The sequence below is a fragment of the Caenimonas soli genome, assembly GCF_013155545.1.
Classification (GTDB): domain Bacteria; phylum Pseudomonadota; class Gammaproteobacteria; order Burkholderiales; family Burkholderiaceae_C; genus Ramlibacter; species Ramlibacter soli.
Genome location: NZ_JABJVV010000010.1, coordinates 243,453 through 264,705, shown reverse-complemented (window position 1 = coordinate 264,705; position 21,253 = coordinate 243,453). Strand labels below are relative to the sequence as shown.

General features: G+C 65.7%; 20 protein-coding genes. 6 read left to right on the top strand and 14 right to left on the bottom strand.

The window, feature by feature from the left end; all coding sequences use genetic code 11:
- Positions 1-410, top strand: a 410-nt coding sequence (locus HNE04_RS17545) for a transposase (protein ID WP_172221860.1), incomplete at its 5' end; no start/stop codon positions are given.
- A gap of 30 nt (positions 411-440) precedes the next feature.
- Here HNE04_RS17545 and HNE04_RS17540 read toward each other — a convergent pair.
- Positions 441-1,151, bottom strand: a complete 711-nt coding sequence (locus HNE04_RS17540) for an SDR family NAD(P)-dependent oxidoreductase (RefSeq protein ID WP_172221858.1) — start codon at positions 1,149-1,151, stop codon at positions 441-443.
- Between the two features lie 202 nt (positions 1,152-1,353).
- On the opposite strand from HNE04_RS17540, the gene HNE04_RS17535 reads away from it, so the two are divergent.
- Entirely contained in the window at positions 1,354-2,424 is a 1,071-nt protein-coding gene (locus tag HNE04_RS17535) for a maleylacetate reductase (RefSeq protein ID WP_172221856.1), read from the top strand.
- A gap of 15 nt (positions 2,425-2,439) precedes the next feature.
- On the opposite strand, the gene HNE04_RS17530 is transcribed toward HNE04_RS17535, so the two are convergent.
- From HNE04_RS17530 to HNE04_RS17520, 3 genes are read right to left on the bottom strand one after another with little or no spacing between them, the layout of a single operon-like run.
- Positions 2,440-3,234: an SDR family NAD(P)-dependent oxidoreductase gene (locus HNE04_RS17530; RefSeq protein ID WP_172221854.1), complete on the bottom strand. Its 795-nt coding sequence runs from the start codon at positions 3,232-3,234 to the stop codon at positions 2,440-2,442.
- A 15-nt stretch (positions 3,235-3,249) separates the two neighbouring features.
- Positions 3,250-3,969 carry an SDR family oxidoreductase gene (locus tag HNE04_RS17525; RefSeq protein ID WP_172221852.1) on the bottom strand — a complete coding sequence of 240 codons (720 nt, stop codon included), beginning with the start codon at positions 3,967-3,969 and terminating at the stop codon, positions 3,250-3,252.
- 32 nt (positions 3,970-4,001) lie between these two features.
- Positions 4,002-5,246 (bottom strand): MFS transporter, encoded by a 1,245-nt coding sequence (locus HNE04_RS17520; protein WP_207717605.1) that lies wholly within the window; start codon positions 5,244-5,246, stop codon positions 4,002-4,004.
- A 96-nt stretch (positions 5,247-5,342) separates the two neighbouring features.
- Here HNE04_RS17520 and HNE04_RS17515 point away from each other — a divergent pair, with 96 nt between their 5' ends.
- Together HNE04_RS17515 and HNE04_RS17510 are read left to right on the top strand one after the other, a co-directional pair.
- Positions 5,343-5,927, top strand: a complete 585-nt coding sequence (locus tag HNE04_RS17515) for a TetR/AcrR family transcriptional regulator (RefSeq protein ID WP_172221850.1) — start codon at positions 5,343-5,345, stop codon at positions 5,925-5,927.
- A 93-nt stretch (positions 5,928-6,020) separates the two neighbouring features.
- Complete coding sequence (locus tag HNE04_RS17510) at positions 6,021-6,677, top strand: response regulator transcription factor (protein WP_172221847.1); 657 nt, start codon at positions 6,021-6,023, stop codon at positions 6,675-6,677.
- 6 nt (positions 6,678-6,683) lie between these two features.
- Here the strand turns inward: HNE04_RS17510 and HNE04_RS17505 are convergent, their stop codons facing one another.
- The 7 genes from HNE04_RS17505 to HNE04_RS17475 all read right to left on the bottom strand — a co-directional run bounded on the left by HNE04_RS17505 (position 6,684) and on the right by HNE04_RS17475 (position 15,619).
- Positions 6,684-8,876: a xanthine dehydrogenase family protein molybdopterin-binding subunit gene (locus HNE04_RS17505; RefSeq protein WP_172221843.1), complete on the bottom strand. Its 2,193-nt coding sequence runs from the start codon at positions 8,874-8,876 to the stop codon at positions 6,684-6,686.
- 1 nt (position 8,877) lies between these two features.
- Positions 8,878-9,357, bottom strand: a complete 480-nt coding sequence (locus HNE04_RS17500; protein ID WP_172221838.1) for a (2Fe-2S)-binding protein — start codon at positions 9,355-9,357, stop codon at positions 8,878-8,880.
- The gene (locus HNE04_RS17495; protein WP_172221833.1) at positions 9,354-10,373 is read right to left on the bottom strand and encodes an XdhC family protein; all 1,020 of its coding nucleotides are present in this window, start codon (positions 10,371-10,373) and stop codon (positions 9,354-9,356) included. The genes HNE04_RS17500 and HNE04_RS17495 overlap by 4 nt, the downstream gene beginning before the upstream one ends.
- A 2-nt stretch (positions 10,374-10,375) precedes the next feature.
- Entirely contained in the window at positions 10,376-12,067 is a 1,692-nt protein-coding gene (locus HNE04_RS17490) for a GMC family oxidoreductase (RefSeq protein ID WP_172221830.1), read from the bottom strand.
- A gap of 176 nt (positions 12,068-12,243) precedes the next feature.
- Positions 12,244-12,462, bottom strand: a complete 219-nt coding sequence (locus HNE04_RS28110) for a hypothetical protein (RefSeq protein WP_235965107.1) — start codon at positions 12,460-12,462, stop codon at positions 12,244-12,246.
- A gap of 20 nt (positions 12,463-12,482) precedes the next feature.
- On the bottom strand, positions 12,483-14,279 hold the full coding sequence (locus HNE04_RS17480; protein WP_172221827.1) for a cytochrome c biogenesis protein DipZ: 1,797 nt from the start codon (positions 14,277-14,279) through the stop codon (positions 12,483-12,485).
- A gap of 5 nt (positions 14,280-14,284) precedes the next feature.
- Complete coding sequence (locus HNE04_RS17475) at positions 14,285-15,619, bottom strand: ATP-binding protein (protein ID WP_172221824.1); 1,335 nt, start codon at positions 15,617-15,619, stop codon at positions 14,285-14,287.
- Positions 15,620-15,853: 234 nt separating this feature from the next.
- Between HNE04_RS17475 and HNE04_RS17470 the strand changes: the two genes are divergently transcribed.
- A complete protein-coding gene (locus HNE04_RS17470; protein ID WP_172221821.1) occupies positions 15,854-16,873 on the top strand; it encodes an alpha/beta fold hydrolase in 1,020 nt (339 codons plus the stop codon).
- On the opposite strand, the gene HNE04_RS17465 is transcribed toward HNE04_RS17470, so the two are convergent.
- Entirely contained in the window at positions 16,860-18,374 is a 1,515-nt protein-coding gene (locus HNE04_RS17465; RefSeq protein ID WP_172221818.1) for a M81 family metallopeptidase, read from the bottom strand. The two genes, HNE04_RS17470 and HNE04_RS17465, sit on opposite strands and share 14 nt — an antisense overlap.
- A gap of 28 nt (positions 18,375-18,402) precedes the next feature.
- Positions 18,403-19,407: a tripartite tricarboxylate transporter substrate binding protein gene (locus HNE04_RS17460; RefSeq protein ID WP_172221815.1), complete on the bottom strand. Its 1,005-nt coding sequence runs from the start codon at positions 19,405-19,407 to the stop codon at positions 18,403-18,405.
- Positions 19,408-19,550: 143 nt separating this feature from the next.
- Here HNE04_RS17460 and HNE04_RS17455 point away from each other — a divergent pair, with 143 nt between their 5' ends.
- Complete coding sequence (locus HNE04_RS17455) at positions 19,551-20,471, top strand: LysR substrate-binding domain-containing protein (protein ID WP_172221812.1); 921 nt, start codon at positions 19,551-19,553, stop codon at positions 20,469-20,471.
- Between the two features lie 5 nt (positions 20,472-20,476).
- On the opposite strand, the gene HNE04_RS17450 is transcribed toward HNE04_RS17455, so the two are convergent.
- Positions 20,477-21,217, bottom strand: coding sequence for a response regulator (locus HNE04_RS17450; protein ID WP_172221809.1), 741 nt, complete (start codon positions 21,215-21,217; stop codon positions 20,477-20,479).
- Positions 21,218-21,253 lie beyond the last annotated feature (36 nt).

The window sequence follows — 21,253 nt, the reverse complement described above, 5'->3', positions numbered from 1 at the left end:
ACATCCGCGCCCACCATGCGGACCTGGCCAAGCTTCTGACCTCGGTCAAGGGCGTGGGTCCGACCACGGCCAGCACGCTGCTGGCGCAATTGCCCGAGCTGGGCAAGCTCAATCGCAAGCAGATCACCGCTCTGGTCGGGCTGGCGCCGATGAACCGCGACTCGGGCACCTTGCGCGGCCAGCGCCACATCTTCGGCGGGCGCGCAGACGTGCGCCGTGTGCTGTTCGTGGCCGCCCTGGTGGGCACACGGTTCAATCCCGTTCTCAAGGCCTTCTACGCTCGCCTGCTGGCAGCAGGCGAGCCCAAAAAGGTGGCATTGGTGGCCTGCATGCACAAGCTGCTTGTCATCCTGAATGCCATCGCCCGCTCCAAGTCGCCTTGGAGCAACGAGATCGCCACGGTCGTCTGACTTATTCATTCAAGATGGTTGCTTTGTGATTCAGTGCCCCGCGCTCTGGCCGCCGTCGACGTGCAGGATCTCTCCTGTCACGAAAGAGGCGGACTCCAGGTAGAGCACAGCGTCGACAATGTCGCGGATCTCGCCCATCTGGCCCACTGGATGAAGTGCCGAAAGCGCGGCATGGGTCTCGGGTGAATGCATCGGCGTCTTGATGACGCCCGGAGACACCGCATTGAAGCGTATGCCTCGAGCGGCGTATTCGATGGCGAGCGACTTGGTCGCCGAGTTCAGGCCACCCTTCGTCAGCGACGCGAGGGCCGAGGGCACGCTGGCGTTTGCATGGTCGGTAAGGCTCGTCGTAATGCTCACCACGTGACCGGACCGGTTGCGTTCCATCACCTCGACGGCTGCTTGGGTGATGTGGAAGAAACCTGCGACGTTGGTTGCGATCTTCGAGAGGAAATCGGCCTGCGTGTACTGCGTGAATGGTTTTGCGATGAAGATGCCCGCGTTGTTGACGAGGCTGTCGATGCGTCCGAAACGTTCGAGCCCTTGTGAGACGATGCGCTTCGCGGTATCGGCAGAGCCAATATCGCCCGCGACCGCGAGGATGTCGGGGTCATCGGATGGCTTGATGGAGCGCGACGTTGCGATGACACGGTAGTTGCGGTCGCGAAGCGCCTTGACCAGTCCGGCGCCGATGCCCTGGGATGCGCCGGTGACGATGGCGACTTTTTGCTGAGTGCTCATGATTCGTTTGATGTCTATCGCCGATGCGAGTGGCGAAATACTCTTCGATCGGGAGTGACCGATATCCGAATCTAGGCGCACGCCCCATGAAAGGAAATACCTGTCACTCGGCAGATAGTCTTCCGCGCGGCGATTGAATGAGCGTGCCGCCGCTATGGCAAGATGAGGGGGACTGTTCTACCGCGAACGCCTGAGAGTCATCATGCGCAGCTTCACCTTCAACAGCAAACCGTCGCGAGTGGTGTTCGGCGCCGGATCCATCCACCACCTGGAGCGGGAAATCGAGGCGCTGGGCGCCAGGCGGGCCCTGGTGCTGTCCACGCCCGGCCAGGCTCGACAGGCCCAGGCGATCGCCGACCGACTGGGCCCGCGCGCCGCCGGCATCTTCCCCCGCGCCGTGATGCATGTGCCGATGGAGACCGCGCGCGAGGCGCGCGACGAGGCCCGGCGCCTGGGCGCCGATTGCGCCATTGCCATCGGTGGCGGCTCCACTACGGGGTTGGGCAAGGCAATTGCGCTCGACTCGGGCCTGCCGATACTGGCCATTCCGACCACTTACGCCGGTAGCGAGATGACGCCCATCTACGGCATCACCGAAGCAGGGCTCAAGAAGACTGGCACGGACCCTCGCGTGCTGCCCCGCACCGTGATCTATGACCCCGAACTCACGCTCACGCTGCCCGTGGCCATCAGCGTGACCAGCGGGATGAACGCGATTGCCCACGCGGCCGAAGGCCTGTATGCCCAGGACAGCAACCCCATCATGGACCTGATGGCCGAGGAGGGCATCGCCGCGATCGCGCGAGCGCTGCCCGCCATCCGCCGCAAGGCGGATGATGTGGATGCGCGCAGCGACGCCCTCTACGGCGCCTGGCTGTGCGGTGCGGTGCTCGGTAACGTGGGTATGGCGCTGCACCACAAGCTGTGCCATACGTTGGGCGGCAGCTTCAACCTGCCGCACGCCGAGGTGCACACCGTCGTGTTGCCGCAAGCCATGGCCTTCAACGCCGTGGCCGCGCCACAGGCCATGGCACGCATCGCGCGGGCTATCGGCGCGCCCTCGGCGGCGGCCGGCCTCTACGACCTGGCCAAGGAAAACGGAGCGCCGGTGGCCCTGAAAGACATCGGCATGCAGGCCCGGGACCTCGACCGTGCGGCCGACATTGCCGTCAGCAATCCCTACTGGAATCCGCGCCTGATCGGCGGGGCGCAGCGCACGGAGATTCGCGAACTGCTGCAGCGCGCGTACGATGGGGCGAGGCCGGAGAGCTAGCCGGACGCCGCGATGTCACTGCTTGTAGCGGGCGGCAGCGTGTTCCAGTGACAGCTTGGGTCCCAGCGCCAAGCGCGCGCTGTCGAGCCTGTCCCATTCCGAAGCATCCGGCAGGGAAGGAATGGTGATCAATTCCTTCAGGGCCAGGCCCGCCAGGGCGGCGTCCACCAATTCTGTGGCCTCCATCACGATCTCCGCCGGCAGATGCTGGCTGGGCAGCCCGGCCACGTCCCAGAATTCGGTGCGCGTCGCGCCGGGGAGCACCGCTTGAACCTGGATGCCCTTGGGCCCGAGCTCGCGATGCAATGATTGCGTGAAGTTCACCACATAGGCCTTGGTGCCGCTGTAGGTGCCGTTCAGGACCTCGGGCGCCAGCGCGACGATGGAGGCAATGTTGACGATGATGCCTTTGCCGCGCTCCACCAAAGCCGGCGCTACCGCACGGGTCAGCCGGGTGAGGGCAACAACGTTGAGCTGGATCATGGATTCCAGCCAGTCGGGATCGGAATCGAGCAGGGTGCCGGCCGAACCGAAGCCGGCGTTGTTGACCAGCATGGTGATGCCGGCATCCTGGCGCAAGAGTTCCTCGACGGATCGCAGATCCTTCGGAATTGTCAGATCGGCGGCGACCACCCTCGCGCTGCGCCCGGTTTCGCGCTGCAGACGGTCGCTGAGTTGGGCCAGGCGGTCTTTGTTCCGCGCCACCAGGATCAGGTCGTAGCCCTGCTTGGCGAGCCGTTCCGCATAGAGGGCGCCGATGCCGGAAGAGGCGCCGGTGATGAGGGCGGTGCCCTTGTCAGATGTCGTCATGTGAAGTTCCTTGGGTCAGGCCAGTGCAGGCACGTTGAGGTAATAGGGCTGATTGCCCGAAAGGCTTTGCTTGATGAATCGCGTGTTCTCGTCGGCCAGCACTTCTTGCTGTTCGTTCTCAAGCGCAGAGAGGGCCTGAGAAGCGACTTCCCGCGGACTGGTTTTCTTCAGGTCGTAGCCGGCGGTCATGTCGGTATCCATGAATCCGACATGCAGTCCCAGCACCTGGATGTTCTTTTCGCGCAGTTCGATGCGGGCGGCGTTGGTGAAGCTCCAGGCAGCGGACTTGGTCGCGGAGTAGGCCGAAAGCAGGGGCCGGGCGAACCAGGATGCGTCGGACAGCACGTTGAGGATGGCCCCGCCACCGTTGGCTGCGAGCACGGGCGCAAATGCTTGCGTGGTCAGGACCACACCGTAGAAGTTGGTTTCGAAAATCTCGCGAGCCGTGGCTATCCAGGCGGGATCCAGGGTGCTTTCCGTCACGCGGGCGATGCCTGCGTTGTTGACCAGCAGATTCACGTCAGGGCATTGCGCTGCGGCGGCCGCGATGGAAACTGGGTCGGTGACGTCCAGCTGGATCGGCACGATCCCGGGAATGTCCGCCTCCCAGCTGCTGGTGCTGCGCACCCCGGCATAGACTTGTTTGGCCCCCCGGGCCAGCAGTTCCCCGGCGATGGAAAGGCCAAGGCCGCGGTTGGCACCGGTCACGAAAGCGATTGAGTCACGAATTTTCACGAGAAAGGTCCTTCAAAAAGGGTTGAGAGTCATCAACCGGCGAGGGCTGGGGTGATGCCGCGCAGCCTTATCGCAAGCCATGCGGTGGCAGCCATCGATGCCAATACCAGGCCGTAGCCCAGCGTGGTCGGCTGCAGGCCGAACTGGCCTACCAGCATCCCCGCGGCGATGGCGGGAATGCTGAAGGCGAGATAGCTCACGACGAAGAAGCCGGACATGAGACCCGCGCGCTCGGCGGGTGCCGCAAGTGGCACCAGGCTGCGCAGCGAGCCAATAAAGGCGGCGCCGAACCCGAGCCCGGCGATGACGGTCCCGGAGAAGAAGGCGGCCGTGAAATGCAACTGCACACCAGCCATCGCGATGACGATGCCGATGGCCAGTGCCGCCGCACCTGCGATCAGCGCCGATTGCGGAGCACGCTGGCGCATGAGCGCAATCGCGAGTGCACTGCCCAGCACCATTGCCGCGATCAATGCCCCGCCGACCAGCGGGGCCGAGCTTCCCGTGACCTCCCGCGCCAGCGTCGGCCCTAGGGACAGATAGAAGCCGCCCAGCGCCCATTGCGCGGTGTTGACGGGCAAGATCTTCCACATCGTCGAGCGGGCCCGCGCCGGGATCGTGAAGCTCGGCTTGAGGGAGCGCCATGCGCCCGGCCGGAGCGGGGCCGTCTCGGGCAGGTAGTAGGCCGCCACCGCCAGAATCGCAAAGACCACCAGCAGCACCTGAAATACCAGTTGCGTCGGCGCCGGCGCGAACTGCACCAAGGCGCTTGTGACCAGTGCGCCGATGCCCAGGCCGACCATGGGGGCCACCGCGTTGACCAATGCGCCCCGCTCACGGTGCAAGTCGAGCAGCCCGGCGCCCACTGCGCTGGTCGCGATGCCGGTCGCCAGTCCTTGCAGGACGCGTGCAGCCAGCAGCCAACCCACAGAATCGGCGCGCCAGAACAGCAGCACTGCCACGAGCTCGAGCGCGACCGATGCAAGCACCACTTCACGCCGGCCCCTGTGGTCGGACAGGCTGCCGAAAACCAGCAGCGCCGCCAGGAAGGCCAGCGCGTAGCTCGAGAATACGACGGTGAGCGTGAGCGCCGAGAAGCCCCAGGCCTCGCGGTAGATGGCGTACAGCGGGGAAGGCGCGCTCGAGGCGGCGAGGAAGGTGACGAGGATCAATCCGTTCAGCCAAAGCGCCCAGGTAGGGGAGAGGCGTCTCGGAGACTTAAAGGGCACCTCGTTGGCGGCAGCGGGAGGGGCGTCGGCGGAAAGTACGGACTTCAAGGGGCTCTCCTATTTAAATGATGATGATCATGTATTGGATTATATGTCGATCGTCATTTATAATGGAGCAACCCTGCAAACAGGAAGGAGATCGTGATGCGTGTCAGTCGTGAACAGGCTTCGGAGAACCGCGAGCGGGTGCTCGACGTCGCCGCCAAGCTCTTCCGGGAGCGTGGATTCAACGGTGTCGGCGTCGCCGAACTGATGAAGGAGGCAGGCTTGACGCACGGGGGCTTCTATGGGCAATTCGAGTCCAAGGAAGACCTGATGGCGCAGGCCAGCGCGCGTGCCTCCGAAGGCTTGCTGGAGTGGTGGCGGGCGTCCGCAGCCCGGTCCCCGGACCCCCTGTCAGCGCTGGTCGCTTCCTACGTGTCTGTGTCGCATCGCGACGAGCCGGGGGGTGGTTGCATCGTGTCGGCACTGGGCTCGGAGGCGGCGCGCGAGGGCCCGAAGGTGCGCCGCGTGGTCGCTGACGCCGCGAAGTCACTGCTGGAAACGTTGGCCGAGGTCGTGCCCGGGAGGTCCAAGGCCGAAAAACGCCAGCGCGCGGAGGTGACCTTGGCCAGCATGGTCGGCGCCATCGTCTTGGCCCGCGCCGTGGATGACGAGGCCCTGTCCAAGGAGATTCTGCGGGCGGTCAAGAAGGCGGCATCACAGGAGCCCGGTACCGTCGAGCACTAGTCAGCAGGTCGTTCAAGAAGGTAAACGCAGAGGCTTGCGCGCCCGGATCGACGAAGGAGAGATCTTCTGGAAACTCGTCGCAAAGTGAATGTCGTGGTGGTTCATGCAGAGCCCGTTGTGTCGGCGGGCATCGCTGCCGTCCTGCGGCAGGTGATGGCCCTGACCGTCTCGGTGGAGCCCGTGGATTGGTGGGCGGCGAACGGGCCCTCGGCGCCGGCGAGCGATTGGCCGCTCGCGGATGTGGTGGCCTGTGACTACCAGACCGGCATCGAGTGCGTTCATCGCTACCGCCGGTTCGGGCATCGAGTGCCGGCGCCAGCTGTCCTGCTGGTCACCCACTGCGATTCGGAGGGCGACGTGCGCCGCGCCTTGGATCTCGGCGTCAGCGGTTACTTGGTGCTGGGCGATCCGCTGGACGAACTGGTCCACGCCGTGACCAGCCTGGCGGAAGGCAAACGATACGTTAGCCACGCGGTGGCGGGACGCATCGTGGATAGCCTGTCCGGCCCGGCCCTGACGCAGCGCGAACTGGAAGTCGTCCGTTTGGTGGGCCAGGGCGCGAGCAACAAGGCGATCGCATTGCGGTTGGAGATCACCGTAGGGACGGTGAAGGCACATATGCGCACGGTGCTGGACAAGCTGGGCGCGGTCAACCGCATGGAGGCCGCCGCAGTGGCGCAGCGCCGCGGCCTGCTGCACTTCCACGCCCCGGCCGGCCGGCCCGCGAAGGCCGAGCCGGTTTCCTGGTGAGCCAGCTCAGGCTTGCTTGAGAGTCCCGGTATCGACCGGCAACTTGCGCAGGCGCTTGCCGGTGGCCGCGAAGATGGCGTTCGTCACTGCCGGCGCCAAGGCGGAAGTGCCGGGCTCTCCCATGCCTCCCGGCGCGGCGGTGCTGGGAATGATGTGGACCTGGATCTCAGGCACTTCGTTCATGCGCAATGGGCGGTAGTCGTGGAAGTTCGATTGCTCTACACGGCCGTTCTTGAAAGTGATCTCGCCCCACAGCGCGGCGGTGATGCCGAACAGGGTGGCGCTGAGCACCTGCGCCTTGACGGTGTCGGGGTTGACGACCACGCCGCAATCGAGCGCGCAAACCACACGCCGCACCCGCACTTCACCGGAGGGTTGCACCTCGACCTCGGCGACCTGTGCCATGAAGGTCCCGAACGCGAACTGCACGGACACGCCCCGTCCCTGGCCTTTCGGCAAGGGGCGACTCCACCCGGCCGTCTCGGCGGCCAGTTCCAGCACGGCCTTCGCGCGCGGGTTGGCTCCCAGCAGTGAAAGCCGATAGGCGACCGGGTCCTGCCGGGCAGCAGCCGCCAGCTCATCGATGAAGCTTTCGACCACGAAGACGTTGTGCGTCGGGCCCACGCCGCGCCAGAAGGCGGTCGGGATCTGTGGCGGCTCGTGGTTGACGTACTCGACCAAGACGTTGCCGAGGCCGTAAGGCGGCTTCGCAGCGCCATCGACCGTCTCGAAGTCCCAACCATTAACGTAGGCGGGCGGCGCGAAACGCTTCAGGATCGAGGAGCCGGTGATGCGATGGCTCCAGGCCACGGGCTTGCCGTCGGGGCCCAGGCCGGCGCTCAGGCGGTCGTAGAAGTAGGGCCGGTACATATCATGCTGGATGTCTTCCTCCCGGCTCCAGACGACCTTCACGGGCCCTCCGACCTGCTTGGCGATCTGGACGGCGCGGGCCACGCCGTCGACTTCGAGCCGACGACCGAAGCCGCCGCCCAAAAGGTGGTTGTGGACTACGACTTTCTCGGGCGGAAGGCCTGTTACCTTGGCCGCCACCGCGTGGGCGCGGCTGAGGACCTGGGTGCCGGTCCACACCTCGCAGCTGTCCGCGCGCACGTGCACCGTGCAGTTCATCGGCTCCATGGTGGTGTGCGCGAGGAACGGGACTTGGTAGACCGCCTCGATCTTCCGCGCGGCGCCGGCCATGGCCACGGCGTAGTCGCCCTCCTTGCGTACCGTCGCTGCCGGACCTTGGGAGGCGCGTTCCATCGATTGGACGATGTCGGCCGTCGTGAGGCGCCCGTTCGGGCCGTCGTCCCACTCGATCACCAGCGCGGCCAGTCCCTTCTTGGCCGCGCCCATGTGATCGGCGACCACGGCCACGCAATCGTCCAGGCGCACGATCTGGCGCACGCCACGCACGGCCTTGGCCTTGCTGTCGTCAAGGCTGTGCAGCTTGCCCCCGAACACGGGCGATTGGGCGAGCGTCGCCACCTTCATTCCGGGCAGCTTGACGTCGATGCCGTAGACGGCAGATCCGTTGACCTTCAGATGTGTGTCGAGCCGTTTCGCCGGCGTGCCGATCAGCTTGAACTGGCTGGCGGCCTTCAACTCCACTTTCTCCGGCACCGGCAGCTTGGCCGCATCGGCGACCAGCGCGCCGTACTTCAGGCGCCGGCCACTCGCGGTGTGGAGCACTTCGCCGTGAGCCGCATGACATTCGGAAGGCTGCACGGCCCAGCGTTGCGCCGCAACCTGCACCAGCATCACGCGGGCTGTGGCGCCTGCGCGGCGCAGGGGCTCATAGGTGCCTCGGATGGACGTGGACCCACCCGTCATCTGCATGCCGAAGATCGGGTTGGCATAGAGCTTGTCGCTCGGTGGGGCGTGCTCGTAGCGCACGGTTGGCAGGTCCACCTCCAGCTCCTCCGCGACCAGCATGGGAATGGACGTGTATGTGCCCTGGCCCATCTCCACGTAAGGGGTGATAACGGTGACCTGACCGGTGCCGTCGATTCGCACGAACGCATTCGGCGCCAACACAGTGCCTGCGGAGTCCGCCGAGGCGTCGCTCGCGGCCGCACCCAGGCCGATACCCACCACCAGGCTGCCCCCGACGCCCAGGCTGACGTTGAGGAAATTTCGGCGCGTGAGCGGCGCCGCGTCGTTGTCGTGCAGGAAGTCTGCCAATCGGTCGATGATCATGTCAAGCCTTCCGGGAAGTGCCGCCCAGGGCGCGGGCTGCCTGTTTGATGCCATCGCGGATGCGGTGGTACGTGCCGCAACGGCAGACGTTACCGGCCATCGCTGCGTCGATATCGCGGTCGCTGGGAGATCGGTTGGTGGCGAGCAGCGCCGCCGCCGACATCAGCTGCCCGGACTGGCAGTAGCCGCATTGCGGAACCTCCAGCTCCGTCCAGGCCCGCTGCAAGGCCTTGCCGACGCTGGAGTTCGCCAGCGCCTCGATGGTGTTGATCGAGGCGTTGCCGACGGCCTGGACGGGTGTGATGCACGAGCGCGTCGCCTTGCCGTCCACGTGGACCGTGCAGGCGCCGCACAGGCCGAGGCCGCAGCCGAATTTGGTGCCGGTCATTCCCATGACGTCCCGCAGAACCCAGAGGATGGGCGTGTCGGCATCGACGTCCACCGGACGCGTTGTGCCGTTGATTCTCAGTTGCTGTGTCATGGGGTCTGGGCCTCCTGGGCTTGTGGGTTGATCGGAATTGCGGTTACCGCGGGCAAGGCGGGCTTCTTCTGCAAGAGAGGCACGCCGTTGCGCACGGCGACGATCTCCGCGATGACGGAGACGGCGATCTCGGCCGGCGTCCGGCTGCCGAGGTCGAGCCCGACCGGCCCGTGCAGGCGCGCGATTTCGTGCGTCGCCAGGTCGAACAGGGCCATCCGCTCCTTGCGCGCCGCCGTGTTGATGCGCGAGCCCAGCGCGCCGACGTAGAAGGCCGGCGACTTCAGCGCCTCGATCAGGGCCATATCGTCTAGCTTCCGGTCGTGCGTCAGCGCGACCACGGCGCTGTGCGGATCGAGGTCCATCTCGAGCACCACGTCGTCCGGCATGCCCCTGTTGAAATGCGTGCCCTTCACGTCCCAGGCCAAGTGATATTCCTCACGCGGGTCGCAGCAAGTGACGTCGAAGTCGAGCGCCAGCGCCATTTCGGCCAGGCCTTGCGAGAGCTGTCCGGCACCGATGAGAAGCAAGCGCCAGCGCGGGCCGAACATGGCGCGCAGCGTCGCGCCGTCGAAGCTGAAGAGTTCGCCGCGCGATGCGGGCTCGATGCGGCTGCGCCCCGTGCCGACTTCCAGCACCCTTGCCACAAGCTCGTGCCGCGCGGTCGCCGCCAGCACGTCGTCGATCCAGGCAGCGTCCACCAGCGGTTCCTGGAGCAGGCGCAGCGTGCCGCCGCAGGGCAGCCCGAAGCGCGCCGCCTCCTCCTTGGTTACGCCATAGGTCAGCATTTGGGGAGCGGCGGCGAGGTTGCCGTGGCGCACGCGGTGGATGAGGTCATCCTCCACGCAGCCACCGGACACGGAGCCGGCCACCAGGCCATCGTGGCGCAGGCAAAGCAGCGCGCCGGGCGGCCGCGGCGCCGAGCCCCAGGCTTCAACGACGGTCACGAGCCAGGCCGAGTGACCTGCGGTGAGCCATTCGCGCCCCTGGGCCAGTACCCGCAGGTCGAGGCTGTCCATGGTCAAGCTCCGATCAGGTTCTGCGCCGCCTTCTCGCCGATCATGATCGATGGGGCGTTGGTGTTCGCGCTGGTGATTGAAGGCATGATCGAAGCGTCAGCGACCCGTAGCTGGCTGACGCCCCTTACCTGCAGCGACGGGCTCACCACCGCGAGTTCTCCCACGCCCATTGCACAGGTGCTGGTGGGATGCCAATAGCTATCGATGCTGCGGCTGACGAACTCGGCCAGTTCGCCGCGCGTCGCCGGCGGCTGGAAGTGCACTCGCTTGCGCACTGACGCGAGCGCCGCGCTGTTGCCGATGTCGCGGCACCACTGCGCCGCCTGCATCAGGGCCCGCAGGTCGGTGGGGTCCGAGAGGTACGCAGGGTCGATGTGAAGCGGTCCGCCCGGCTCGCCCGACAGCAGCTTCACCCGACCGCGGCTGCGGGGGCGCACGAGGCCGGCCCAAAGCGTATAGCCTTCGTCGCGCTTCAGTGTGGACGGGGGAAGGACGCCTGGAATGAACAGGGCTTGGGCGTCGATCACCGGACTCGACGAGTCCGTGCGGAAGAACGCGTGCGTGTCTAGCCTGCTCCCGGGGACTCCCTTTTCCCAGGTCTCCGCGACGAAGCTGGGAAGTGCGACGTGATCCTGCAGGTTCTGGCCGACCCCTGGAAGGTCTACCAGCGGCGCGATGCCGACGGAACGCAAGTCCGCGGCGGGGCCGATGCCGGAGAGCATCAGCAGGCGCGGAGAGTCGATCGCGCCGGCCGAGACAATGGTTTCCTGCTCGGCGCGCACGTCGCGAACCTGGCCGTTGATGACCAGACGCACGCCGACGCAGCGCGTTCCCTCGAACAGCAGCTTGTCCACGCGGGCATCCGTGACCAGCGTCAGGTTGTCCCGCTTCAGGCCGGGCAGCAGGTAGCCATGGACGACACTGAATCGCTTGCCGTCGCGCACGCTCAGGTCCATGAGGCCGGTGCCTTCCTGCAGCGGCGCGTTGATGTCCGGCACGACGCCCAGGCCCTGTCGCTTGCAGGCCTCGAGGAAAGCTTCGTTCATGGGGCTGGAAACCGCCATCGGGCCCACGTGCATCGGGCCTTGCGTGCCGCGAGTGCCCGCGGGTGCCTTGCGCCCGCAGGTTTCGATCTTCTGGAACACGGTCTTGACCTGGTCGAAGCCCCAGCCCGTGCAACCCGCCTTTTCCCAGTTATCGAAATCGGAGGCATGGCCCCAGACCCAGATCATGGCGTTGATGCTGCTGGAGCCTCCCACCACCTTGCCGCGCGGATAGTTGAAAACACGGTTTTGCGCATGCGCCTGCGGCACGGTCTTGTAGCACCAGTCCACGTCCGACCCCAGGTTGGCCGGCCAGGAAAAGGGGCTGGACAGAGTGGGCCGCTCGATGTTGCCGCTGCCGGCTTCCACCAGCAGCACGCGCCGCGCCGGGTCTTCGGCGAGGCGGCTTGCCACCACGCTGCCGGCCGACCCGGCACCCACCACGATGTAGTCGTAGCCCGCGGCGATGCCGCGCGCGGGCGGGTTGATGGAGGCGGCCGCGACACGGTCGGCCAGGGTGACCGCCAGCGCGGCCTGCACGCCGAGCGCACCGGCCAGCCGGAGGAAGCCGCGCCGTCCGATCTCCCCATTCGCCATCCGGCGCTCCAGCTGGCGCAGCAGCTCGCCATCGCCCGCATCATCCTTAAGCATCGTTCGTCTCCTCGCGTTGTTTGGAGGCGATCGTCACAGACCTGCGCGGGCCGCGCATCCATACGCAGACGAGTAGCGAACTACCTCTTCGGATAGAGGCCGCTGTCGTAACGGACCGCAGCGTGCTGCAGAGACAGGCGACTATCCACTTTCGTGGCCACCTAGGTGTCAGCGGGTCAATGGGCGGGTGCGGGATTCGAATCCTGCGGCGCGGCCGTCAGCGTCACCGAGCGGTAGCGCCGGGGATACAGCTCGTTCAGCTTTTCCGAGGACTCGCCCGAAGCAACGATGTCACGCGTGCGGATGGCCTCGGCCAGTTCCGCCCTCGTATCTGCGATGTTTCGTCCGCAGTGGCAATTGGCAATCTCATGTACTCGAAGCGCCGCCAGAAACACTGCAGTACACGAAGAGCCGGTCAGCCGAAGGTAAATGCGTAGGCCTGCGCGCCGGGATCGAGGAACTCGATTTCGAACAGGCGATCCTTGAGGTTCGTCTTTTGACGGACCAGTTGATAGAGCCGCTGTGCGTCGATCGTGCCGTTGCCTTGGGCATCGGTATCCGAACCGTGGTCCGACAGCGGCGGCTTGCCGTCGATGAGCACCTTGAAGCGCACGGGCTTCCCGTCGGCGGTCGGGCCAAGCACCAGGTGCAGGTCGCGCGCATGAAAGCGATAGGCGATGCGCCCGCCCGGCTGGCCCAGCACCGCGCGTTCGCGCTCTACGGTCCAGTGCCCGGCCAATGCCCATTGGTTGGCCCGCAGCGAATCCGCAGTCCGGTAAGCGTTCGCGCGATCGCTGGCGATGCCGCCCGGTGACGCGAAGCCGCGCGTGCGCTCCCAGCCCAGGTAGGTTTCTTGCGACAGGGCAGGCGAGGGCGCTGGCGCTGCCTGGATGCCCTGGCCCTGCGGCGAAACCAGGCTGCGCGGAATGCCGGTGTGGCCCGCCTCGGCCAGCAGTTGCTGGATGACTTGTTCCGCCTCCGCATACTGGTCTTCCCCGAACTGGTGATGGCGTATCCGCCCTTGCGCATCGATGAAGTAGAACGCCGGCCAGGCCTGGTTCCTGAATGCACGCCAGACCGCGAAATCGTTATCGATGGCGACCGGGAAACCGATGCCCAGATCCTTGGTGGCCCTGTGCACGTTGGAAGACTGCTTCTCGAACGCAAACTCGGGCGTGTGCACGCCGATGACCACGAGGCCTGCATCCTTGTACTTCTCTTCCCACGCCTTGAGGTACGGCAACGTGCGCAGGCAGTTGATGCAGGAATAAGTCCAGAAGTCTACGAGCACGACCTTGCCGCGCAGGCTTTCGGGGGTCAGTGGGACGGAGTTGATCCATTCGGTCGCGCCGGCCAGCGAAGGAAAGAGTCCCTCGACTCCCAGTTTTCGCGCCGGCGCCGGTTCGCCGCCGGCAGCTGCCGTCAACGCCAAGCCAGGCTGTTCGAGGCGGCCGCCCGAGCTGGCGCGCGGCAACTGCGGCGTTCCAGCGCCGACCTGGTCGACCAGCACCTTCTCCAACCGCGACGTGGTGTCGAACGTGATGCGGCTGAGCACTTGGGTGTCCAGGCCCAACGCGATGGCGCCTACGCCAACCAGCACCGCAGCGCCGGCGCCACGCCGTATCCATTCGCCCGACGGCAGCGAGCCTTTCATGACGAAAGCCAGGCGTCCGCCGAAAAGCAGTGCGGCTGCCAGGGAGGTGCCAGCGCCGGCGGCGTAGGCCAGCAACAGCAGCGAGGTACCGATGCTGGCGCCGTTGAGTGCCGCGCTCGTCAGGATCAATCCGAGGATCGGGCCCGCGCAGGGTGCCCAGAGCAGGCCGGTGCCGACGCCCAGAAGGAGGGGGGAAAAAATCGAAGCCGGCACAGTCGTCCCATCGGCCCGCGGTTCGGACAGCCGGATGCCGAGGGCGACCAAAGGCCTCGTCATGCGGTCGGCGGCGGCGGGAAACAGTAGCGTCACGCCGAACATCGCGAGCAGGGCGATTGCCGCGTAGCGCCCGTACTGGTTGACCGCGATCACCCAGCCGCCGCCCACGGCGGCCAGCGTGGCGATGGCGGCAAAGGCAACCGTCATTCCCAGCAGCATGGGCAGGCCGTGCGACCGGAAGGGGCGGTCGGCGCGCGCGAACACGAACGGAAGCACGGGCAGGATGCAGGGGCTCAGGATGGTGAGCACGCCGCCGAGGTAGGCAACTATCAGGATGAGCATGATTTTCAATCCAAGGTGGTCATGGTGAGACGGGCTTCCAGCCCGCCTTCATCGCGGTTCTGCAACTTCAGCTCCGCGCCCATCGCCGTGGCGAGTTGATGTGCGATGGCCAGCCCCAGGCCAGTGCCTCCGGTGCTTCGATTGCGGGAACTCTCCAGCCGCACGAAGGGTTTGAGCACGGTTTCGAGTTGGTCGGGCGGAATGCCCGGGCCGCTGTCGATCACGGCGATCACAAGCCGATCCGCTTCCAGCTGCACCCGCACGCGCACGTCGCTCCCGAACTTCAAGGCGTTGTCGATCAGGTTCATGAGAATCCGGCGCAGCGCATTCGGGCGCGTGACGATCGGCGCACCGATCCGCCCCTCCAGCAGCACTTGCTGGCCTGAGTCCTCGTAGTCGGAAACCATGCTTTCGAGCAGCGCGTCGGCGTCGATGCGACAGGGTGCTTCCGTCGTGCCGTGCAGCGTGCGCGCGTAGGTGACGCCTTCACGCACCAGCACATTCATGGCGTCGAGGTCTTGCCGGAACTTCACCTGGTCCGCCCCGCTGTCCATCAGATCGGTGCGCAGCCGCATCCGGGTGATCGGGGTCTGGAGATCGTGCGAGATGGCTGCCAGGATTTCCACGCGTTCGGCCATGTAGCCGGCAATCCTCCGCTGCATTGCGTTGAACGCCCGCGCGGCGTGCGCCACCTCGCTGGGGCCTTCTTCGGCAAGTTCCCGGCCCTTCAGGTCGGGCCCCAGATCGTCGGCCGCCGCGGCGAGCTGCGCCAGGGGTCGCGTGACCAAGCGGACCGCATACCAGGCGCAGACGGCCAGCACCGCCAGCTGGACCAGCAGCGCCCACATGACCCAGGTGGAGACCGGCATGCCCACGGGCCTTGCGTCGACGATCGCCGTAGTCCCGTCCGTCAGCCGGACCTGGATGCGTATGCTCTCGCGCGGCTCGCTGGTCTGCGCCACCTTGATGACCTCGAACGGACTCAATGCGTTGGTGATGGCCGCGGTGAACTGCCGCAAAAGCGGCGATTCCGGTTCCGCACCCGTGACACTGCCGCCTAGAAGAAAACGGTAGTTGCGCCGCTCCAGGCGGCCCAGCCAGCCGTCTCGCTCCTCGGCAGGCAGCCGGTCGAGGATGGCGACCGAGCTGGCGATGTCGCGCTCGATTCCCATCATCATCAGCTCGCGCATAGCGATGCCGCGCTCATAGCGGACGGCCGCGAAAGTCAGCAGCTGGGCAATCGCCAACCCCACGACGATGATCAGGGTCACGCGGGCGAACAGGGAGCGCGGCATCAGCCGGCGCAAGCCTTGGGAAGGGGGGTTTTCTGGCATGGGCATGGTCATGGTTATAGACCCGTGTTCACCCGAAACGCCGCCGGCTTGTATTGCAGTGTGTTGGGTATCGGAAGGCGACATGAAACATTACGTGGCGGTGCTGGTTTTGTACGCCTGTGTATCTGGTGCGGCTGATGCACAGGGCAATACAAGACCGCCCGGTGCGTGACACAGCTGCGATACATGCCGTGAATCCAATGGAGCGACAGATCCTCCACTCCACACAAGGAAACGCAGATGTCCGAAGAAGTCAATCGCCAGCGCAGGAATTTTCTGGGTAGCGCAGCCGCCAGCTTCGCGGTCGCAGAGCTCGCACTCATGAGTACCGCTCATGCAGGCTCCTCGCCCGTGCCGCGCAAATTCGAGCCGATCAGGCAGATCCGTGCGGGAGAGCTGGATGTCGGTTACTACGAAACCGGACCCGTCGACGGCACTCCGGTGCTGCTGCTGCATGGCTACCCGTACGACGTCCACAGCTATGCCGAGGTGGCGCCGCTGCTCGCCGCCCGAGGTTGTCGCGTGATCGTGCCGCACCTGCGCGGCCACGGCAGCACGCGTTTCCTGGACAGCGCGAACCCCCGCTCCGCCCAGCAGGCGGCGGTGGCCCTCGATCAGATCGCCTTGCTCGACGCGCTCGGGATCGACCGCGCCGTGATGGTGGGCTACGACTGGGGTGCCCGCACGGCCTGCATCATCGCGGCGCTCTGGCCGGAGCGCTGCCTGGGGCTGCTTTCGGTGAACGGCTACATCATGACCAACCTGCCGGGCAACAAGCTCCCGCTTCCGGCGAAGGCCGAACATGGCTGGTGGTACCAGTACTACTTCGCCACCGAGCGTGGACGCCTGGGCCTGGAGGCGAACCGGCGCGACATCGCCAGAATCCTGTGGAAGACGAATTCGCCGAAGTGGAATTTCGACGAGGCCACCTTCGAGCGCACCGCTGCGTCCTTCGACAACCCGGACTACGTGACGATCGTGATCCACAACTACCGCTGGCGCCTGAGCCTGGCACCGGGCTTTCCGCAGTACGAGGCGTATGAGAAGCGGCTCGCCACGCTGCCGGTGATCACCGTGCCTACGATCACCATGGATGGCGACTCGGACGGCGTCGTGCCGGCCACCGATGGAAAGTCCTATGCCGCGAAGTTCAGCGGCCCGCGGTCGCACCAGATCGTGAACGCGGGGCATAACGTTCCGCAGGAGGCACCGCAGGCTTTTGCCGATGCCGTCTGGGTTCTTGCGTCTACACGTCGCTGAAGGCCGGAACATCGCGGGAGAACGCCGCGCCGTTCGGCTTGGTCCGCATGCCCTGGCGCAGGTGCCGCCAGGGCAGGTCGGCCGGATCGGCGATGAAGGGGCCGGGCGACCGCGCCACCAGGATCTCCTCGGCGATTGCGGCGAAGTCCGCGCGGAAATGAACCGAGCTCTTGTTCACCAGGATCTTCATTTGCTCGGGATGGATGCCGACCGTGCGGTACATGTTGCGGTCCAGCAGCTGGGCCTTGGCGGAGCTCACCGCGATGCGCACGCCGTCGATCCGGAGGCACGCCATCGGCCCCAGGTCGGCCTCCTTTCCGTTCATCATCGGGCCGCCGAAGATGAACTTGCCATCGGAAAGCGCCTCAACTTGGTACGAGGCACTCAGTGGCGCGTCACCTTCCACCTGGGGGCATCCACCCAATGCGATGTCGATTCGCCCGCCGACGCCCGCCTTATGCGCTGCCGCGGCCGCAGCAGGGTCGCAGATCAGGCCGATGGCCGCATCTTTTGCGCCGTATTTCAGCAGCGCTCGTAGTAGGCCCGTGGTGTTCGAGTCGCCGCCCACACCGGGGTTGTCCTGCGTATCGGCAATGATCACTGGCCGAGATGCCGTTTGCGCAATGCTGATGGCCCTTTGCACTGCTGCGTCGGGCTGCTCGAACTGCACTGACCACTGCTCTTCAGGATGGCATGCGCCCGAGAACAAGGTGTCGACCACCCGCTCGATCCGCGCCTTGTCGAAACCATAGCCCCAGATCACGGGCCCGCATTCCGCAAAATCGGCCGCCGGAAAGCCCGGGGCGAAAGAGAGGGAGAGCACGCCTTCGGCTTCCAGTTCTTCCAGCAGCTCATAGATGCCTTGCGCAGGCTCCATCACAGTGGACATGCTGTTCACCGGTATGAGGAAGGGCAGGCGCCGTGCAACCAAGTGCACCGGCGCTTCCGTGCTCATCAAGGTCATCAGGAGCTCGCCCGCCCTGCGGCCCGTATCCGCCATGTCGACGTGGGGATAGGTGCGATAGGCGACCAGCCCGTCCGCCAGCGCGAGCATCTTTTCGGTGACGTTGCCGTGCAGATCGAGCGAAACCACGATCTTCATCTCATTGCCCACCAGCGCGCGGATGCGTGCCAGCAGTTCGCCTTCGCCGTCGTCCAGGTGCTGCGTGACCATGGCGCCGTGCAGGTCCAGGTAGATGGCATCGAACGAAGCCGTTTTCACGGCTTGCACGATCTCACCGGCGATGCGTTCGTAGGCGTCGGTCGTGACGTGGGCCGAGGCCCCGGCACCCGCCCAAATGACGGGCGTCACGGTGTGACCCTGCTCGCGCACCGCATGGATGAAGCCGCTGATCGGAAGATTGACGTTCAGCAGCCCCAAAATGGCTTCGCCGCGCACGAGGCCGGGAAAGTCTTCGCCGCGCACGAAGCTCTCGTAGGTGGCCATGGTGGGGGCGAAGGTGTTGGTCTCATGCTGGAAACCGGCGACGAGGATGTTCACGGGAGAGCTTTCTTGCAAACGTGGTTGATCATTGGGCGGTCAGCTTGATGGAGCGTGCCATCTTTTCCAGCTTGGCTGTCTCATCGGCATAGAACTTCGCGGAAGTTGCCAATGATTGCGGTTTCAGCGGATGGGTGCCGGACAACTCCAGCGCCCTGGCAACCTCAGGAGATTGGATGGCCTGTTGCGACGCCTCGAGCAGCACCCGCGCACGGTCGGCCGGAATGCCGGCCTTGGCCATCACGGCCAGCCAGATGGAATGCACGAGCTCGGCCTTCTGCTGGATGCCGGCCTCGGAGATGGCGGGCACATCCGGGAGCGTGCGCATGCGCTGGGTGTCCAGCACGTTGATCGCCTTGATCTTGCCGCTCTCGATGAGCTGGATCGAGCCCCCGAGATTCGGCAGGATGGTGATGTCGATCGACTTGCCGGCCAGGTCCTGCATCATCGGCGCGGCTCCCTTGTAGGGCACATGGAGCAGCTTGGCGCCGGTGGTCTGCGCCATGTATTCGGAAACGATGTGGTACATCGATCCATGGCCGGGGCTGCCGAAGGTCAGGCTCTGGCTGCCGGGCTTCTTGCTGGCGGCGATGAGCTGCTCCAGGCTGGTGTAGGGCAGGTCGGGCCGGGCCATCACCACCAGCGGATGTGTCGAAATCGGGGCGATCAGCGCGAGGTCTTCCGCCTTGTATTTCGCCGAGGCGTTGGCCAGCGGCGCGAAGATCGCTTCGTTGGGCGAGCCCATGATGAGCGTGTAGCCATCGGCCGGCCGGCTCATGAGCCGCTGCACCGCCAGCACGCCCAGGGCGCCGGGCAGGTTCTCGATGACGAGCGGCTGGCCCAGCACCCTTGCCATGGCCGGTTGCATGGCGCGCGCCAGCACGTCGGCGGGGCCGCCGGGCGGAAATGCCACCAGCATGGTGACCGGCTTGGACGGAAACGCCTCCGACGCAAGGGCGGATCCGGCAGTGACCGCCGCGAGGAGAAAGCCTGCCATCAGGCGAATGGCGGGGTGGTTCGTGATGTTGCGCATGTCATCCTCATCTTTCAAGTGGCGGTTGCTGGGGACGCGGGGAGTCGCGTTCAAGCAAATTGTTCGGTGTACGATGCGTTCGACCAATAGCAATTTTTTAACCACTTCGTTGCTCAGTGAGCAACGCTCATCAGGCACGGACCATGCGCGAGATCAACCAGAAACGGCTGAAGTACTTTCGTGAAGTCCTGGTGCACGGCTCGATCCGCGGGGCGGCGGATGCGCTCAACACGGCGCCGTCGGTCATTACCCGGCAAGTCGCTTTGCTGGAGGAGGAATTGGGACTGGTCCTGTTCGAGCGGCAGGCGCGGGGCGTCGTGCCTACCGATGCCGCATCCCACGTGCTCGAATACTGGAAAGGCTGCCAGGCGCACCAGGAGCAGCTCGCCGATCGGCTGCGCGCCATCGAATCGATGGACGCGGGCAGCGTGAGGATTGTCGCCAGCGAGGGTTTCATCGACGGCTTGCTGGAGCAGGTCGTCGCGCCTTTCTGCGAGGCGCATCCCAAGCTTTCCGTGATGCTCGATGCACTGCCCGTGAGCGAACTGATTGGCGAAGTCACGGAAGATGCCGCGCACATCGGCCTGGCCTACAACCCGCAGTCCGATCCGCAGCTGGACTTCGTCGCCAGCGCCGCGGCGCCCGCCAAACTCCTGGTGCGGGCCGGGCATCCGTTGACCGAGATCGCCGGCCCTATCCATATACGGCAGATCACGCCGTTCCCCTTGGCCCTCATGCCACCCGGTTACGGCATCGGCCGCCTGGTGGAACTTCTGGAATACGCGGAGCATGTGAAGCTGCATGCCTCGTTCCGCAGCAACTCGGTCGTCGGCCTCAAGCGATTTGTGAGAACCACCAACGGCGTGACGTTCATCGGCGCCGGCCTGGCCGCGGCCCCGGAAATCGAGGCGGGCCACCTGACGGCGCTCGACCTTTCCCACCCGCTTTGCAAGAGCGCGCAGGTCAGGCTGATCGTTCGGCGGGGGAGGCCGCTGTCGGTCGCCGCAAGCCGGTTGCTAACGCAGATCCAGAAGAAGTTTTCCGTGTTCAACGGCCGGCGATGATTGCCTCAATCCTGCGCGTGGACTGTCGATGAGAAGACGTAGCCCTCGCTGCGCACGGTCTTGATGTAGCGGGGCTCGCGTGCATCGTCGCCAAGTCGCTGGCGCAGCCTGCTGACGAGCAGGTCGATCGAACGCTCGAAGAGCTCCGCTTCCCGGCCCTGGGTCAGGCTGAGCAACTGGTCGCGGCTCAGTACCTTCTGCGGATGGTCGAGGAACACCCGCAAGAGGCGGTATTCGGCACCGCTGAGCGCCACCATCACGCCGCTTTCGTCCAGCAGGTGGCGCGCGGTGGTATCCACCCGCCACTCTCCGAAAGCCAGCTTTTGGGATGCTTCGGTCAACCGCATGTTCGGAGGCAGCATCCTCGTCCGCCGCAGCACGGCGCGCAGCCGCGCCAGCAATTCCCTGGCGGCAAATGGCTTGGCCAGATAGTCGTCGGCGCCCATTTCCAGGCCGAGGATGCGGTCGGCCTCCTCGCTGCGGGCCGTCAGCATCAGGATGGGCATTGCTTTGTACTTACCCGAGCGCAGATCGCGGCAGAGCGTCAGCCCGTCCTCGCCCGGCAGCATCAAATCCAGGATGATGAGGTCGAAGGGGCCCGATTCCTCCAGGGCCGCGCGCATGTGGCGGCCCGTGGGCACGGCGACGACGCGCAGGCCGTTCTTGACCAGGTAGGTGCTCAGCAGCTCGCGGATTTCCCGGTCGTCGTCGACGATGAGGACGTGATCGGAGGTCTTTGGAATCATGATGGTCGAACTGTAGCCCGCTGCCTTGCGACGTGC

What these genes read in the sequence shown, in the direction of transcription:
- HNE04_RS17505 (WP_172221843.1), bottom strand. Translation starts at nt 8,876, where the DNA reads ATGATCATCGACCGATTGGCAGACTTCCTGCACGACAACGACGCGGCG.
- HNE04_RS17530 (WP_172221854.1), bottom strand. Translation starts at nt 3,234, where the DNA reads ATGACGACATCTGACAAGGGCACCGCCCTCATCACCGGCGCCTCTTCC.
- HNE04_RS17540 (WP_172221858.1), bottom strand. Translation starts at nt 1,151, where the DNA reads ATGAGCACTCAGCAAAAAGTCGCCATCGTCACCGGCGCATCCCAGGGC.
- HNE04_RS17455 (WP_172221812.1), top strand. Translation starts at nt 19,551, where the DNA reads ATGCGCGAGATCAACCAGAAACGGCTGAAGTACTTTCGTGAAGTCCTG.
- HNE04_RS17475 (WP_172221824.1), bottom strand. Translation starts at nt 15,619, where the DNA reads ATGCCCATGCCAGAAAACCCCCCTTCCCAAGGCTTGCGCCGGCTGATG.
- HNE04_RS17535 (WP_172221856.1), top strand. Translation starts at nt 1,354, where the DNA reads ATGCGCAGCTTCACCTTCAACAGCAAACCGTCGCGAGTGGTGTTCGGC.
- HNE04_RS17480 (WP_172221827.1), bottom strand. Translation starts at nt 14,279, where the DNA reads ATGCTCATCCTGATAGTTGCCTACCTCGGCGGCGTGCTCACCATCCTG.
- HNE04_RS17450 (WP_172221809.1), bottom strand. Translation starts at nt 21,217, where the DNA reads ATGATTCCAAAGACCTCCGATCACGTCCTCATCGTCGACGACGACCGG.
- HNE04_RS17460 (WP_172221815.1), bottom strand. Translation starts at nt 19,407, where the DNA reads ATGCGCAACATCACGAACCACCCCGCCATTCGCCTGATGGCAGGCTTT.
- HNE04_RS17495 (WP_172221833.1), bottom strand. Translation starts at nt 10,373, where the DNA reads ATGGACAGCCTCGACCTGCGGGTACTGGCCCAGGGGCGCGAATGGCTC.
- HNE04_RS17490 (WP_172221830.1), bottom strand. Translation starts at nt 12,067, where the DNA reads ATGCTTAAGGATGATGCGGGCGATGGCGAGCTGCTGCGCCAGCTGGAG.
- HNE04_RS17500 (WP_172221838.1), bottom strand. Translation starts at nt 9,357, where the DNA reads ATGACACAGCAACTGAGAATCAACGGCACAACGCGTCCGGTGGACGTC.
- HNE04_RS17515 (WP_172221850.1), top strand. Translation starts at nt 5,343, where the DNA reads ATGCGTGTCAGTCGTGAACAGGCTTCGGAGAACCGCGAGCGGGTGCTC.
- HNE04_RS17470 (WP_172221821.1), top strand. Translation starts at nt 15,854, where the DNA reads ATGTCCGAAGAAGTCAATCGCCAGCGCAGGAATTTTCTGGGTAGCGCA.